Annotated in this window: 16 protein-coding genes; 8 read left to right on the forward strand and 8 right to left on the reverse strand. The window is 59.6% G+C overall.

Annotated elements, in window-relative coordinates; genetic code table 11:
* Window positions 1-2: 2 nt before the first annotated feature.
* Genes AC13QY_RS11420 through AC13QY_RS11430 form a run of 3 tightly spaced genes read right to left on the reverse strand, consistent with a single transcriptional unit; the run spans window position 3 to window position 4,502 of the window.
* Window positions 3-2,960: a sarcosine oxidase subunit alpha family protein gene (locus AC13QY_RS11420; protein ID WP_113351610.1), complete on the reverse strand. Its 2,958-nt coding sequence runs from the start codon at window positions 2,958-2,960 to the stop codon at window positions 3-5.
* A complete protein-coding gene (locus tag AC13QY_RS11425; protein WP_069611715.1) occupies window positions 2,957-3,235 on the reverse strand; it encodes a sarcosine oxidase subunit delta in 279 nt (92 codons plus the stop codon). The genes AC13QY_RS11420 and AC13QY_RS11425 overlap by 4 nt, the downstream gene beginning before the upstream one ends.
* Before the next feature lie 13 nt (window positions 3,236-3,248).
* Window positions 3,249-4,502: a sarcosine oxidase subunit beta family protein gene (locus tag AC13QY_RS11430; protein ID WP_113351654.1), complete on the reverse strand. Its 1,254-nt coding sequence runs from the start codon at window positions 4,500-4,502 to the stop codon at window positions 3,249-3,251.
* Between the two features lie 328 nt (window positions 4,503-4,830).
* Here AC13QY_RS11430 and cysQ point away from each other — a divergent pair, with 328 nt between their 5' ends.
* From cysQ to AC13QY_RS11445, 3 genes are all read left to right on the forward strand, one after another.
* The gene (gene cysQ / locus AC13QY_RS11435; RefSeq protein ID WP_113330255.1) at window positions 4,831-5,625 is read left to right on the forward strand and encodes a 3'(2'),5'-bisphosphate nucleotidase CysQ; all 795 of its coding nucleotides are present in this window, start codon (window positions 4,831-4,833) and stop codon (window positions 5,623-5,625) included.
* Window positions 5,626-5,926: 301 nt separating this feature from the next.
* The gene (gene sciP / locus AC13QY_RS11440) at window positions 5,927-6,202 is read left to right on the forward strand and encodes a CtrA inhibitor SciP (RefSeq protein WP_004107124.1); all 276 of its coding nucleotides are present in this window, start codon (window positions 5,927-5,929) and stop codon (window positions 6,200-6,202) included.
* Window positions 6,203-6,445: 243 nt separating this feature from the next.
* Entirely contained in the window at window positions 6,446-6,727 is a 282-nt protein-coding gene (locus AC13QY_RS11445) for a GNAT family N-acetyltransferase (RefSeq protein ID WP_113330256.1), read from the forward strand.
* A gap of 233 nt (window positions 6,728-6,960) precedes the next feature.
* Here the strand turns inward: AC13QY_RS11445 and AC13QY_RS11450 are convergent, their stop codons facing one another.
* Window positions 6,961-7,317, reverse strand: a complete 357-nt coding sequence (locus AC13QY_RS11450; protein WP_075851407.1) for a flagellar export protein FliJ — start codon at window positions 7,315-7,317, stop codon at window positions 6,961-6,963.
* 441 nt (window positions 7,318-7,758) lie between these two features.
* Between AC13QY_RS11450 and ctrA the strand changes: the two genes are divergently transcribed.
* Complete coding sequence (gene ctrA / locus AC13QY_RS11455; protein WP_069611718.1) at window positions 7,759-8,460, forward strand: response regulator transcription factor CtrA; 702 nt, start codon at window positions 7,759-7,761, stop codon at window positions 8,458-8,460.
* A gap of 137 nt (window positions 8,461-8,597) precedes the next feature.
* On the opposite strand, the gene AC13QY_RS11460 is transcribed toward ctrA, so the two are convergent.
* Window positions 8,598-8,960, reverse strand: a complete 363-nt coding sequence (locus tag AC13QY_RS11460) for a response regulator (RefSeq protein ID WP_112334930.1) — start codon at window positions 8,958-8,960, stop codon at window positions 8,598-8,600.
* Between the two features lie 201 nt (window positions 8,961-9,161).
* Window positions 9,162-9,818: a histidine phosphotransferase ChpT gene (gene chpT / locus AC13QY_RS11465; protein WP_113351612.1), complete on the reverse strand. Its 657-nt coding sequence runs from the start codon at window positions 9,816-9,818 to the stop codon at window positions 9,162-9,164.
* Between the two features lie 303 nt (window positions 9,819-10,121).
* Here chpT and AC13QY_RS11470 point away from each other — a divergent pair, with 303 nt between their 5' ends.
* Both AC13QY_RS11470 and AC13QY_RS11475 read left to right on the forward strand, forming a co-directional pair.
* Complete coding sequence (locus tag AC13QY_RS11470) at window positions 10,122-10,733, forward strand: DUF1134 domain-containing protein (RefSeq protein WP_113330258.1); 612 nt, start codon at window positions 10,122-10,124, stop codon at window positions 10,731-10,733.
* 187 nt (window positions 10,734-10,920) lie between these two features.
* The gene (locus tag AC13QY_RS11475; RefSeq protein WP_113351613.1) at window positions 10,921-12,132 is read left to right on the forward strand and encodes a coiled-coil domain-containing protein; all 1,212 of its coding nucleotides are present in this window, start codon (window positions 10,921-10,923) and stop codon (window positions 12,130-12,132) included.
* A 19-nt stretch (window positions 12,133-12,151) separates the two neighbouring features.
* On the opposite strand, the gene AC13QY_RS11480 is transcribed toward AC13QY_RS11475, so the two are convergent.
* The gene (locus tag AC13QY_RS11480) at window positions 12,152-12,982 is read right to left on the reverse strand and encodes a TrmH family RNA methyltransferase (protein WP_113351655.1); all 831 of its coding nucleotides are present in this window, start codon (window positions 12,980-12,982) and stop codon (window positions 12,152-12,154) included.
* Window positions 12,983-12,992: 10 nt separating this feature from the next.
* The gene (locus tag AC13QY_RS11485) at window positions 12,993-13,370 is read right to left on the reverse strand and encodes a hypothetical protein (RefSeq protein WP_092712079.1); all 378 of its coding nucleotides are present in this window, start codon (window positions 13,368-13,370) and stop codon (window positions 12,993-12,995) included.
* A gap of 49 nt (window positions 13,371-13,419) precedes the next feature.
* Here AC13QY_RS11485 and AC13QY_RS11490 point away from each other — a divergent pair, with 49 nt between their 5' ends.
* Both AC13QY_RS11490 and rpoH read left to right on the forward strand, forming a co-directional pair.
* A complete protein-coding gene (locus tag AC13QY_RS11490; protein ID WP_113351614.1) occupies window positions 13,420-14,445 on the forward strand; it encodes an RluA family pseudouridine synthase in 1,026 nt (341 codons plus the stop codon).
* Between the two features lie 363 nt (window positions 14,446-14,808).
* Window positions 14,809-15,717, forward strand: coding sequence for an RNA polymerase sigma factor RpoH (gene rpoH, locus AC13QY_RS11495; RefSeq protein WP_069611726.1), 909 nt, complete (start codon window positions 14,809-14,811; stop codon window positions 15,715-15,717).
* The last annotated feature ends 81 nt before the right edge of the window (window positions 15,718-15,798 follow it).

Here is a 15,798-nt window from a genome sequence, read left to right on the forward strand (position 1 = left end):
CATCACCCCAAAAGCTTCTTGTTGTCGGGATCAACGAAAATTGGGCTGCAAACCTCTGCTGCCACTTCCTCACCCCGCAATCCGTCCCAGACGACCACGCGTTCGCCGATGCGTTCCCGGCCCGACTTCAGGAAAGCCAGCGCGATGGAATGGCCGAGCGTCGGCGAGAAGCACGCTGAGGAAACATGCCCCTGATCGTTCACCGTCGAAGGTCTCGCGCCTTCCTTCAAAATATGCGCGCCAGCGTGAATTTCCTTGGCCGTATCAATCGGCTTCAAGCCCACAAGCTGGCCGCGGTCGGCGGCAGTCAGGCCGAAGCGGGTAGATAGCCGCTTGCCAATGAAATCCGGCTTCTGCGTCGACATCATGCGGCCAAGCCCGACATCGTCGGGCGTGGTGCGACCATCGAGTTCGTTATGAGTGACATGCCCCTTCTCGATACGCAGCACGTTGAGCGCTTCGACGCCATAGGGGCAGATGCCATGCGCCTTGCCGGCCTCCATGATGGCATCAGCCACCGTCTCGCCATAGCCGGCCGGCACCGCGAGTTCATAGGCGAGCTCGCCCGAGAAAGAAATGCGGAACAGGCGTGCCCTGAGCCCCCCCTTCAGCATGATTTCGGCTGCAGCAAGGAAGGGGAAGAACGCGTCGGAGATATCGTCTTCCACGATCTGCTCCAGCACCAGCCGCGCCTTCGGGCCGGCAATCGCCATCTGCGCCCATTGATCGGACGAGGACACGAAGCGAACGTCGAGCTGCGGCCAAAGCGTCTGGGCGCAGAATTCCATATGCGTCATCACCTCGCCGGCCATCGCCGTCGTGGTCGTCATGAAGAAATGGTCAGGCGTCAGCCGGCTCGTCGTGCCGTCATCGAAAACCATGCCGTCTTCGCGCAGCATCAAGCCATAGCGCGCCTTGCCGATCGGTAGTTTCAGGAAGGCGTTGGAATAGAGGCGATTGAGGAACTCAGCCGCATCCTTGCCGAAAATCTCGATCTTGCCGAGAGTCGACACGTCGCAGATCCCAACATTGTTGCGGACGTTTAGGACTTCGCGGTCCACACTGTCGCGCCAGCCCTTCTCGCCCGGTCGGGCAAACCAGGACGAACGATACCAGAGGCCGGCCTCGACGAAGCTCGCGCCATTCTTCTTCGCCCATCCATGCAGCGGCGATTCCCGAACCGGCTGCGCATGCTTGTCGCGTGCGGTTCCCGCCAGCGCACCGAAGGACACTGGCGTGTAGAAGGGCCTGAATGTCGTAGTGCCGACGGCGGCCGGGCTGACGCCGCGCATGCCGGCGATGATGCCGGCGGCGTTGACATTGCCAAGCTTGCCCTGATCCGTCGCCATGCCGCTTGTCGTATAGCGCTTGGCATGCTCCACATGGCCGAAGCCTTCGCGCAGCGCGAGGCCAAGATCCTTGGTATGGACGTCGTTCTGGAAGTCGACGAATGCCTTGTCTTTCGCGCCCGGCACATGCCAGATCGCCGCGAAGGATGGATCGTACTCGCCATCAACTTCAAGCAAATCTTCCGCATGAGCCGTGCGGCCCAGGCTTTCGATGACCCCTCGCGCCTTCTGCGCGCCATCGGCGAGGCAGCCGGAAACGCTCTCGATACCCGCAGCCGAACCGGCAATCTCCAGCTCGCCAGAGATGATCGGTGCGATGAAGGCCTGCTTCTCGTCGGACCAGACCGGCTTGGCACCCCGCTGGCAGGCAAGATGGATGATCGGTGACCAGCCACCCGACATGGCCAGCGCATCGCAGGCGATCAGCTCATCCAGCCCGCCGCGGTCTGCAATGACGCCACTGATGCGATATTTGCCTTTGGTCGCGTGGACGCTTGCCGCATGAACCACGCGCACGCCTTGAGGAGCAACATCGGCCGACGCGGCTCGCGTGTCGAGGATTGCCGAAATCTCCACGCCTGCAGCGGCGAGATCGGCGGCAGTTCGGTATCCGGAGCCGCCATTGGTGAAGACGGTAACCTTCTGCCCGGCAACGACGCCATAGCGATTGAGATAACTGCGCATGGCACTGGCCATCATCACGCCCGGGCGATCATTGCCGCCGAACACCAGCGGTCGCTCTTCGGCGCCCGAGGCAAGGATGGCGCGCTTGGCGGCGATGCGCCAGAGCCGCTCCACCGGCAGGTCGGCCGATGGCATCGCCACATGCTTCTGCACCTTCTCGACGGCACCGAAAACATTGCCATCATACCAACCGAATACGGTGGTACGCGGCATCAAGGTGACGTTCTCGAAGCTCTGCAATTCCTCAAGCGTCGCCTGCACGAAAACGTCAGCGGAAGCGCCGCCGATCGTCAGCTTTTCCGACAATAGCGAGCCGCCAAGTCTAAAGCCTTCGTCGGCCAATACGACACGCAAGCCGGCGCGGGCGGCGGTCAGAGCCGCCATTAGCCCCGCCGGACCGGAGCCGATCACGAGCAGGTCGCAATGCGCCCAGGCCTTCTCGTAACGGTCCGGATCGGCCTGCATGACCGCCTTGCCGAGGCCGGCAGCACGTCGGATCAGCGGCTCATAGACCTTTTCCCAGAAGGCAGCCGGCCACATGAAGGTCTTGTAGTAGAAGCCAGCGCCGAGGAAGGGCGAGAACAACCCATTGATCGCGCCAAAATCATACTTCAGCGACGGCCAGCGGTTCTGGCTCACCGCACTCATGCCCTGATAGAGCTCGGCGACGGTAGCACGCGTATTCGGCTCGGTCCGGCCATCCTTGCCGATGGTGACGAGCGCGTTGGGCTCCGCCGAACCGGCCGTCAGGATGCCGCGCGGCCGATGATATTTGAAGCTGCGGCCAACCAGTATCTGGTCATTGGCGAGCAGGGCGGCGGCGAGTGTGTCGCCTTCCAGACCCTTCATTTCCTTGCCGTCGAACTGGAAGGACAGTGGGCGGCTGCGATTGACGAGACCGCCGCTCGACAGACGATAAGAGGTCATCGCGCCGCCTCCTTTGCCTTGTCCTCGGCATCGGTAACGGAAAAGACCTCGTGCGTGACATTGCTGCGCTCGACGACCAGCCAGCGGCGGCATCCGGCGCTATGATGCCAATATTCCTCAATCCGGCCGCGCTCGTTGTCTCGGATGAAGACGTAGCGGTTCCAGTCCTCATCCGGCGCGGTCGGCACCGGCCGGACGACGGAGGCCGAGCCGCGAATGGAGAATTCTTCCTTGGGTCGCACGCCGCAATGCGGGCAGTTGATCAAGCTTGCCATTGGTATTGTGCCCTCAATGCAGGTTCGGCTGCGGACCCTTGCCGCCTTCGTCGATCGCAAAGCCACGCTCGAAACGGTCAAGCCGCAGAAGGCGGCTGACCTCATGGCTCTCGCCCCTGGCGATCAGATGCGCGAAGCAGAAGCCCGAGGCCGGCGTCGCTTTGAAGCCGCCATAGTTCCAGCCGCAGTTCAGATAGAGATTTTCGATGGGCGTGCGATCGATGATCGGCGAGCCGTCCATGCTCATATCCATCACGCCGCCCCAGGTGCGCAGCACACGGACGCGCGACAGACCGGGGATAAGCGCCACCCCCTCCTCCATCGTATGCTCGACGGTCGCAAGATTGCCGCGCTGCGCATAGGAGCTGTAGTAATCGATATCGGCGCCGAAGACCAAGCCGCCCTTGTCGGATTGGGATATATAGAAGTGTCCCGCGCCATAGGTGATGACATTGTCGATAACAGGCTTCAGCCCTTCGGAAACGAAAGCCTGCAGCACATGCGTTTCGATCGGCAGCTCCAGGTCAGCCATATTGCCGAGAATCGACGTATGACCTGCGGCCGCAAGCGCCAGCTTGTTGCAGCCGATGAAGCCGCGGTTGGTTTCGACCCCCGTCACAGCACCGCCCTCGTCGCGGCGAATGCCGATCACCTCGCATTGCTGGATGAGATCGACCCCGCGGCTGTCGGCGCCGCGCGCATAGCCCCAGGCAACCGCATCGTGCCGCGCCGTGCCGCCGCGGCGCTGCAAAAGGCCGCCGAGGATCGGAAAGCGGGCATGATCGAAATTCAGATAGGGCATCATCCGGCGGACCTGCTCGCGATTGAGCAGTTCCGCATCGACGCCGTGCATGCGCATGGCATTGCCGCGCCGGGCATAGGCATCGCGCTGGCCATCGGAATGGAACAGATTGACGATGCCGCGCTGGGACACCATGGCATTATAATTGAAATCCTGCTCAAGCCCTTCCCACAGCTTCATCGAGAATTCGTAGAAGGGTTCGTTGCCGGGCAGCAAATAATTGGAACGGATGATCGTCGTGTTGCGGCCGACATTGCCGGAGCCGATATAGCTCTTTTCCAGCACTGCGACATTGGTAATGCCGAATTCCTTGGCGAGGTAATAGGCAGTTGCCAGGCCATGTCCGCCGCCGCCGACGATGATCACGTCATAATGTGGTTTCGGCTCCGGCGTCCGCCACACCGACTGCCAATGGCGATTGCCTGAAAACGCCTGTTTTAGAAGCTGATAAGCCGAATAACGCATGCATTCATCCTGATCACTACCCGGCCGCACATTCGCATATGCAATAAAAACGACAAGTCCCGAAAGAGCGAAAAAGCTTCGCAAACAGAACATGATCTTTTCCGAATGCGCAGTGATGGACGGTATCTGCTGCGGAAGGGATACATGGCCGGCCTGCCAAAAGACCTGCCTTCCGGGCCGCTGTTGCTAAACCCTCGCGCAAGCGCTATGGCCAGGAAAGCCGGGGGCATCGGAAGTCTAAACTTCGCAATCGCAACTTCTTATATATTCTTATATATAATGTCCGGAGAGTTTAGGCGCGGACTGCGCGCGGAAGACGAAGAAGCACATGCTTGCAACATTTGAAAAGGCGGCACTCGAGGCAGGAAAGGCCATCCTGGAGGTCTATCGTGCCGGCTATTCCGTTGCGTTAAAGCAGGACATGAGCCCCGTCACACTGGCCGACGAGCGGGCCGAACACATCATTCTCAGACACCTCGAGCGCGATTTTCCGCATATCCCGGCCATTGCCGAAGAGCAGGTTTCAGCCGGCAAGATTCCGGATGTGCGCGGCCGCGCCTTCTTTCTCGTCGACCCGCTCGATGGCACCCGAGAGTTCATCGAGCATCGCGATGAATTCACCGTCAACATCGCCTATATCGAAGACGGTATTCCCCTCATCGGCATCGTCTACGCACCGGCGCTCGGCGTCGCCTTTACTGGCGAGCCCGGCAGGGCGCGCAAGCTGATGGTGGACAAGTATTTTGCCATTACTAGCCGCGTCAATATTGCGGTGCGTGAACCGCCGGCCAAGCTGACGGCGCTTGCCAGCCGCTGCAATAGCAATGCGAAAACCGAAGGCTTTCTCACCGACAATGCGGTTTCTGGCTGTACATCGATCGGTTCGTCGCTGAAATTCTGCCTGCTCGCTGAGGGCAAGGCAGATGTCTATCCGCGTTTTGGCCGGACCATGGAATGGGATACGGCAGCCGGCGATGCCGTGTTGCGGGCGGCGGGCGGCAAGACCGTCACAGTCGAGGGTGGCCTTCTGACCTACGGCAAGACCGACCAGTACGCGGACGCCGACTTCGCCAATCCGCACTTCATCTGCTGGGGCGGACAGAAGCACGGCGTCTCGGCGTAAGTTTATTTTTGCAAGTAAAAACAATTCCTGCAGCTTTTCTTGAGCGCGCCAGTAGCGGAGCGGACCGGCTAATTTCGGCCCGAAAGCGTAAGTTTTCACTGACAAAAAATCATAGAATGAATGCGATCTTCCCTGAAATAACAGGGGCTTTTGCGCATTTTTCTCAGGCGAAACATACGCAAATCAGCACTTCGCCACATTGATTAAAATTATTAGCAAAGTCTTACCATGTGCTTAGGCAATTTTTAAATGTGGCAAGCTAGAGTGCCACACGTGGTCTTGAGTGTGTGTAGAGAGTCCAATGACCGAAATGATACGTCCCCGAGTGAAGTATGTCATCGGCCCCGATGGCAGCCCGCTGACGATAGCAGACCTTCCGCCGCCGAATACGCGCCGCTGGGTCATTCGTCGTAAAGCTGAGGTTGTCGCCGCCGTGCGTGGTGGTCTGCTCAGCTTGGAAGAAGCCTGCGAACGTTATACGTTGACCGTCGAAGAGTTCCTCTCCTGGCAGTCGTCCATCAATACCCATGGCCTTGCCGGCCTCCGGACGACCCGCATACAGCAGTATCGCCACTGACAGCAGCGACAGCACCACCTTTATTCTATTTTGTGTTCGGGCCTCTTTTCTTGCGAAAGAGGCCCGAATTATTTTATTGAAAGGCGCCCGCGCATTGCTCGCCTCGCCTACGCTAAAGGGCTTGGCCGGTCCGTATTTTCGACATCAACCTAAACGGAGACGGTCCGTTAATAATCTCGATGGTTGGCAGACGCCGGAGCACATGCAATCCTCGTTGCATCAGATGCGACAAGGGAGAAAATCATGGATATCCGCAACGAAAACAATGCATCCGGCGGCCGTTATGTTGCAACGGTCGAAGGCCACGAGGCGGAGATGACCTTTTCCCGCACGTCTCCCAGGCTGATCATCGTCGATCATACCGGCGTGCCGGATGCCCTGCGTGGCAAGGGAGTCGGCCAGGCGCTGGCGCTTCACGCCGTCGAAGAGGCGCGGCGTGGCGGCTGGAAAATCATCCCGCTCTGCCCCTTCTTCAAGGCTCAGGCGCAACGTCATGATGACTGGCGCGACGTCGTCAATCTCTAAAACGCGGTGCTTTAAGCACGGCAGCACGCGCGCATCGCATGACCAAGCGGAACAAAATCCGTCCAATCGGTCGGATTATCTTCGAAAACGCAAAAGCCGCGCATGGCCGGCCCCGTCACGGCCAGTCATGCGCAGCCTTCATGCGCTTCCATCATACTCTTCGCATTCCGAAGATAAGCTCCGTACCGGAACGCAATCATGCTTGATCCGAAGGAGAAGACGGAATTGCGATCTCAGGCGCGTGCCCGCGCCGGACCCGAACCATCACGCTCTTCAAGCGCTGCGGCCTTGGCATATTCGGCCTGCATTTCCTCAAGCGAATTTTCCAGCGCCTCTTCCTGAACCTGCAGCTCCCGGATCGACACCTGCAGATTGTCCGCACGCTGGCGGGCAGCCTTGGCAAAGGTCGGGTAGGCAAAATGGCTCGGATCGGAAATGCCGGACTTCTTCTCCTCGACGACGATCTGGCTTTCCAGTTCCTTCGTCATGCGGTCAAATTCCGCCATCATCATCTGCAGCTGCTGCAGCTGACGGCGTTTTTCGTTCACCTGAAACTCTTTCAGGCGAACAAGGCTCTCACGTGACTTCATACGCATTACTCCCGTGATGCGAGACCCCGGCTCTCGATATTCCCGTTCGCCGAACCGCTTTGAGACGGCTTGGTTAAAAAAATTTCCAGCGGTCTTAATAAAAGCCTACCGCTGGTAACCTTTCGTTTACGGGCATCGTTAATGATAGGCGCAATGATTTAAGGCTCGGTAAATGTTGTGGTCGGAATTCGACATGTCGGCATTGGTGAGTCAGATGAATCACTTGGCGTTGGTTGTTAATGCAATACTTTAGGAGTCGATTTTACTGATTGTCGTTGGAAAACAGTGCAATGGAAAAATTATTTAATAAATTCGATACGACTTGCCAGAGTGAATCAGAATTTGTTAACCATTGCATGGCAGCTTCCAAATCAAGCAGTGATTTGATCGGTATCGCGTTAAGGGGCTGACGACCTTTCGGCGGCGGTAAAGGGGACAATTATGCGGGTTCTACTCATTGAAGACGATAGCGCGACAGCGCAGAGCATCGAGCTGATGCTCAAATCCGAAAGTTTCAACGTCTATACCACCGATCTCGGTGAAGAAGGCGTCGATCTCGGAAAGCTCTACGACTACGACATCATCCTTCTCGATCTCAACCTTCCCGACATGTCCGGCTACGAAGTGCTGCGCACGCTGCGCCTCTCGAAGGTCAAGACGCCGATCCTCATCCTCTCCGGCATGGCCGGCATCGAGGACAAGGTTCGCGGCCTCGGCTTCGGCGCCGACGACTATATGACCAAGCCTTTCCACAAGGATGAGCTGGTCGCCCGCATCCACGCCATCGTCCGCCGTTCCAAGGGCCATGCCCAGTCTGTCATCATGACCGGCGAGCTCATCGTCAACCTCGACGCCAAGACCGTCGAAGTCGGCGGTCAGCGCGTGCATCTGACCGGCAAGGAATATCAGATGCTGGAGCTGCTCTCGCTGCGCAAGGGCACGACGCTCACCAAGGAAATGTTCCTCAACCACCTCTATGGCGGTATGGACGAACCGGAACTGAAGATCATCGACGTCTTCATCTGCAAGCTCCGCAAGAAGCTGGCAAATGCCGCCGGCGGCGCCAACTACATCGAAACGGTCTGGGGCCGCGGCTATGTGCTGCGCGAGCCCGACAGCAGCGATTTCGCCGAAAGCGCCTGAGCCGCCTCCCCGCCTTTACCGCCGTCACACAGAAATCCCGCCTTTCGAGGCGGGATTTTTTGTTGGCGTCAGCGCAGCGCAAAATAATAGCCGCCTCGAAGGGCGGCTAATCCTTGTTTCTATGTGTCTCGTTGAAATCAGGCGGCCGCGGCGCGATTGCCGAAGATGGCCGTAAGAATTTTGCGATCGAATGGCTTCAGCAGAAAATCCGTTGCGCCCGCGCGCTTTCCGGCCATCAGCTTGCGAAGGTCGGCCTCGATAACGCAGTAATAGATCTTTACGTCCTTGCCATCGGGCATGGCGCGGATGCTGGCGATGAGCTCGAGTGCCCCTTCCATGCCGGCATCGACGATCAGATAATCTGGCATTTCGGCCTGGCAGCGCATCAGCGCTTCGCGCGCATCTCCGGCTTCGCTCACGAGAAAATCCAGCTCGGACAGGATTCGTTTGCCGACCTTGCGTACGACATCCGATGTATCCGTTATCATGAACCGCTGCATGTGTGAGCTCCCTGGCATCAGCCGCCATCATCGATGCCGGCTTCAAATTGAAACGATAGGAGCAGCAAGCTAAGGATTCGTTACCGCTACATTATCAATTGAGCGGACAACTCAAAGATTGCACAGAATTTTCGATACACGAAAAGATAAGCCCGCAGCCGATGACCGACTGCGGGCTAACACATCAATGAATCGAGCCGCTTACTCCGCGGCTTGGGCAGCCATGGTCGCTACGAAGGTTAATTCCTCCGGAGTCGCATTGTAGGAGAGCTCCATGCCGCTCTCCTCGGCCAGCAGCACCGTGTAATAGGGCTGGATCGAGTGAGCATCGATGGCTTCCTCCAGCGTGCCGGAGCAAATCTCGGCGAACTTCGGTGGTATTCGCATCAGCCGACCCTTGGCGGTGATCGTGAACTTTGCCTCGAATTCGGGATTTTCGAGTGTCACCTCGATATTGCCGCCGCGCGGAATGGCGCCATAGGCAACGAGGAAGAGATTGAGCAGCAGCTTCACGCGGTTCTTGGCGATGATCGCGCGCGGACCGACCCAGCTAACCTCGGTCTTCTTCTCGGCGGCGGCGAAATCCTTGGCGGCCCGCTCCGCCTCGCCGGTGTCGATCGACGCGCCGACCGAACCGGACGCGCCAAAGGCAAGACGCGCGAATTTGAGGCGGACGGAAGCGTTGAGCGCACTGGTGCGGATCAGATCCATCGCATCGGCGTCGGCACCACCCTCGTCGAGCAGCTCCAGGCCATTGTTGATCGCCCCGACCGGCGAGATCACGTCATGGCAGACGCGGCTGCACAGCAGCGCGGCCAGATCCGGTCCGGTCAAAGTGAGATTGGGATTTTTCGACATTCATTGTCTCCTGAATGCTGACAGGGCAAAGCGAGTAGTTCCACCTTGCCACGGTAAGGTTGCTCGAGGGTTTCGCAGCCAGTGTACCGCGCGCCATAATGACACCATATTTGGTAAACCGATTGTTAAGACCATCGACGCAAAATGCATTCATCACCATCAGACTTTTTCGCACGCGATTCGTCCTGCGAGAGATGGGCGAAATGGTCTGAAAAAATGGGGGCGTGCCATGCATGGCGCATTCAGGCGAATGCGTCGCCTATTCGTCCCTGTTGCACCGACCATGATGAACGGAAGACTTCCATGCGCTATGAATTCCTGAAGAGAATGCCAAGCCCCGGCACCAGAACGCTCGGCCTCGGCCTGATTCTGGCCATTGTCGCATTTGTGAGTTTCGCGTTGCCGGCCCGTCAGGCCGCTGCCGCGCCCACCAATCAATATTCGGCTCAGGAAATCGTCGATGCCGGCCACTCCTTCTTCGGCTCCACCAGCGGCGGCCTTGCCAAGGTGGTCGAGCGCGCCTTCCAGCAGTATGGCCTGCCGAATGGCTACATCCTCGGTCAGGAAGGTTCCGGCGCGTTCCTCGCAGGCCTGACCTACGGCGAAGGCCAGCTCAACACCAAGAATGCCGGCGAGCATCCGCTCTACTGGCAGGGACCATCGCTCGGCTTCGACTACGGCGGCCAGGGCACCCGCGTCATGATGCTGGTCTATGATCTGCCGAGCATCAACAGCGTCTACACCCGCTTCGGCGGCGTCAGCGGCCAGGCATTCGTGGTTGCCGGCTTCGGCATGACTGTCCTGAAGAACAACAACATCGTGCTCGTTCCGATCCGCACCGGCCTTGGCGCACGCCTCGGCATCAACATGGGCTATCTCAAAGTCACGCCGAACCCGACCTGGAATCCTTTCTGAACCGATCCTCTGATACGATCTCCCAAGCAGCGCACGCCTTGGCCCGCTTCAGTTGCGGGCCTTTTCTTTCCGCAAAACCGGCTCCGCGCCGATAAACCATATCCGCGTTAAAAGCTTGCCCGCATGGCTAACCCATGATTAATCATTTTATCGATATCGAACATAACTCCAGGATACTGGCTGCGTCGTGATTCAATTTGCTCTCTTGTTCGGATTGGGCTTTCTGACGGCCGCTCTACTGGTCTTTCTCATCGCGCCGGCAATCCATCGTCGCATCGTCTGGTTCACCGAGAAACGCTTGAAGGCGACCATGCCCTTGAGCCCGCAGGAAGTGCGCGCGCAGAAAGACATGGCGCGCGCGCTCTTCGCAGCCGAAAACGCGCGGACCGAACATGCCCTGACGCAGGAGCGTGACAAGACCGTTGCGCTGCAGATTCAGAATAGCAAACTTCAGCAGGAAGCGAGCCGGCTCTCCGCCGCAAGCGGGGAGCTGCAGACGCGCATCGACGATCTGGAGGTGGAGGCAGGCGAACTGCGCTCGCGTCTGCGCCAGGAAGAGAGCTATATCAGCCAGCTGAAATCGAGCATCCACGCGGCCGAGCAGGCCAGCGCCGAGAAAGAGGCGGATATTGACAGCCTGCGCAAACGGATGACGAAAATGGGTGCTGATGCCGACAATCTCAGGATCGATCTGGCAGCCCGCGAAACCGAGATCGAGAGTCTCAAGCTGCGCATCAACACATTACGCGACGAGCGCAATACGCTGCGCCAGGAGCTGAATGCGGCAAGCCTGCGCGCCGCAGATGCCGAACAATCGCTGCGCCAGGAAAGCGACAAGAACAAGCGGCTTGAGGAACGCCTCAACCGCGAGATTGCCGGCAGCGCCGACAAGGAAACCGCGATCGAACGCCACGCCCAGGATGTCGTTCGCCTGAGGGAGCGGCTGGAGGCTGCCATCAAGGAATCGAAGGAAGCCGGCAAGGCGCTGCGCGCCGCTGGCCTCACACCGCCGAAGAGGGCCACAAGAACGCCGAAACTCGCTGCCGCATCGATAATTGCGGGCAGCGCCGGTGAGCAAGGAACCATAAGCGAGCCGCCGCAGATGGCGGAACCGGAACGAAAAGTGGAAGACGAAATCGCCCAGATGACGGAAGAGGTTCGCAATCGTGCGGCGGCCCTATCGGACCGCCTGCTGAAGGCCCGCACGCCAGCGCATGACGATGCCATGCGCGAGGAGATTGCCAAGATCGCCGCCAGCATGGTGGCGCTGACGGCACTCAAGGAAGGCGACGGCTCGCCGATCTTCGATCTCCTGCCGAAAGATCAGGAGCCCGCCGAACCCGGCGCGCGCATCAGCCTAGCCGACCGCGTCGCCGCCATACTGCCGAAGCATCCATAAGCTCCAGGGAGCAACCCGCTCAGATGCGCCCGTTCTTCGCGGCCATCTCGAAAAGGGCGATGCCGCTCGCCGTCGCGACATTGAGGCTATCCAACCCCGGCGCCTGCGGAATCCGCACACTGCCGAAGGCGGAGAGAATGCTTTCCGGCAAGCCTTCCCCTTCCGTGCCGACCACGAGCGCCATACGCTCCGAAGCCGGGACATCGCGAATATCGACCGCCCCTCGCGGCGACAGGCTCCAGATCGCAAAGCCGCGCTCGACAAGCCCCGCAAGCAGCTGAACGCCGCTTGATTGCCGGCGATAGGGCACGGTCAGGATCGATCCGACCGAAACCCGCAGCGCTTTGCGATAAAGCGGATCGCAACAGCTTTCGTCGAGCAGCACCGCAGCCGCGCCGAAGGCCGCGGCATTGCGGAACATCGAGCCCATATTGTCATGATTGGAAATGCCGCAGCCGACGAGCACCAGCGACTGCTTTGGGAGGCGGTCGAATAGGCCGCTCGTCTCGTCTTCAGCTGTTCTTCGCCCCAGGGCCAGAACACCACGATGGAGATGGAAGCCGACAATACCATCGAGCACCTCGGCTTCGGCGACGTAGATCGGGACATCCGCTGGGAAGGTGTCGATGATATCGCTCAACCCGGCCACGCGGTTTTTGAGCAGCAGCACTTTCTCAGCGAGGAAATCCCCGGCTGCCGCATGCGCACCGGCGAGAAGCCGCAGCACGACGGTCCCTTCCGCTATGAACTGGTTCTCCCGACCTGTCAGATCGCGTTCGCGGATATTGCGGAATTCGGCGATACGCGGATCGTCAGGATGCGTAATCTCGATGAGCCGCGCGCTCGTCATCGTCATGCCATCAGTTGGACAGCGATATGGTCGCCACGATGCGGCCGATACCATAGTCGAAGACGATAGCCTGACGCTGGCCGCTGGCAAGCGTACCGTAGAACAGCACCTGATTGCCCGAGAGCGCCGTGGACTGCACCGTGAAGCCCGCCGGCAGTAACGCCGTCACCGCAACCGGGGCATCGGACGGGATGCCGGACGCCGCCTGCCCCGCGGGCTTCGCCGCTGGCTTCATCGTCTTGTAGACAACGGCGCCGAACACGGCCATAAGGCTCACCACCATGACGGCCGCGGAGACGATCTGCAGGCGGATCATCTTGCGTCGGACTTTCTCCAGGGCCGGATCGAGGGGCTTTTCCTCTTGATCGTCTGGCTCGAGATTCGTCATCGATGCGTCCTTGCTTCCAGTAGAGCGCTTTGTGCGCCGGAGAATATGTTTGAGCGACCCCTTTAAAGAAGCCGCGGACAATAGAAAAGTCCTAACCGCCGATGAAAATGCCGAAGGACGGTTGGATTCATGGCTGACGGCCGAGATCGGCGAGGAATTTTCCCGCAGCCGCGTGCAAGGACTCATCAAGGATGGCGCCGTTACGCTGAAGGGCGCAGCGGTAACAGACGCCAAGCGCAAGGTGCGCCCTGGCGACGTCTACGAGATCACGTTGCCCGAACCGGAGGACCCGACGCCGCAGGGCGAGGATATCCCGCTCGACGTGCTCTATGAGGACGACGATGTCATCGTCATCTCCAAGCCGGCCGGGCTGGTCGTTCATCCCGCAGCCGGCAACTGGACGGGCACGCTGGTCAATGCGCTGATCCACCATTGCGGCGACAGCCTTTCCGGTATTGGCGGCGTCCGCCGCCCAGGCATTGTGCACCGGCTGGACAAGGATACGACTGGTGTGATGGTTGTCGCCAAGAATGATGTTGCCCACCGGCACCTCTCCCTGCAATTTGCCGACCACGGCCGGACAACTTCCCTCGAGCGCGCCTATCAGGCGATCGTCTGGGGACGTCCCCGCCAGCTCGTCGGCACCATCGATGCCCCTCTCGGCCGGTCGAGCAGCGACCGCACGCGCCGCGCCGTCAAGCGTCCGGATTCGCAGGATGCCGACGAGGCGATCACGCATTACGAGGTGCTGGAGCGTTTCCATGAGACACCGGACGCAACCGCCCTCGCCTCATTGATCGAGTGCCATCTGGAAACCGGCCGAACGCATCAGATCCGCGTGCACATGGCGCATATCGGCCACCCGCTGCTCGGCGACGCCGTTTACGGCGGCGGCTTCAAGACCAAGGCCAATCTCCTGCCGGAAGCCGCAAAACAGGCCGTCCATCGTTTCACGCGCCAGGCACTGCATGCCTATATGCTGCAATTCGAGCATCCACGCACGGGTGAGGTCATGCATTTCGAGGCGCCGTTGCCTGAGGATATGGAAGAATTGGTGGCGGCGCTCAGGGAATAGCCGAACATCACAATGACTGGACGCCAGCCCCCTCCCGCCCTATAATATCGTGTATGAAGGACCGAAGTCCGAGCGCCTGTGCTGGCCGAAAACGCGACCGCGTTTGGGAGGTCGATATGGCCGCGCCACATGGCACCGGACAATTCGGGAGGGTAATCCCAAGGGCAATGTTCCGGCGAGACCTGCGGTCACGCCGCTATAACACTTGCGTGACCGCATCCTTGAATCACCGTTTCGCCGTACTTATCTTTACATTGGTTGAGTGCGGGGTCCTCGGACCCGTACGCCTTGGTCCGCTTCGCAGAAGGCGCGCAAAATACGCCCCCAGAAGGAACCAAATCTCGAATAGGAGGGTGCACAATCATGGCCCGTAATACCTTACCGTCCATCGCTGCCGGAGAAGCCGGCCTCAATCGTTATCTCGACGAGATCCGCAAGTTCCCCATGCTGGAACCGCAGGAAGAATACATGCTCGCCAAGCGCTATGCGGAACATGCCGACCGTCAGGCTGCGCATAAGCTCGTCACCAGCCATCTGCGCCTCGTGGCGAAGATCGCCATGGGTTACCGCGGCTATGGTCTGCCGATCGGCGAAGTCGTATCGGAAGGCAATGTCGGCCTGATGCAGGCTGTGAAGAAGTTCGACCCGGAACGCGGTTTCCGTTTAGCAACATACGCCATGTGGTGGATCAAGGCCTCGATCCAGGAATATATCCTGCGCTCGTGGTCGCTCGTAAAGATGGGGACGACTGCCAACCAGAAGCGCTTGTTCTTCAACCTGCGCCGCCTGAAGGGCCGCATTCAGGCCATCGACGACGGCGACCTGAAGCCCGAGCATGTCACCGAGATCGCCACCAAGCTGAACGTCTCGGAAGAAGAGGTCGTTTCGATGAACCGCCGCCTCTCCGGCGACGCTTCGCTGAACGCGCCGATCAAGGCTTCCGAAGGCGATTCCGGCCAGTGGCAGGATTGGCTCGTCGATGACCACGACAGCCAGGAAGACGTGCTGATCGAACAGGATGAGCTCGACACGCGCCGCCGCATGCTGGCGCGCGCCATGGGCGTCCTGAACGACCGCGAACGCCGCATCTTCGAGGCACGCCGCCTCGCCGACGAGCCGGTGACGCTGGAGGACCTGTCGTCCGAATTCGACATCAGCCGCGAACGCGTGCGACAGATCGAGGTTCGCGCCTTCGAAAAGGTGCAGGAAGCCGTTCAGAAGGATGCGCTGGAACGCGCCAAGGCGTTGCGTGTCGTCGAGGCGACCGCGTAACAGCTGCCGCTCAGAAGATTTGACGGATAAAAAAGGCGGGCCTAGAGCCCGCCTTTTGCATGTCATCGATGTCCGGTTGGT

It is taken from the genome of Martinezella sp. CNPSo 3795 (assembly GCF_057784475.1).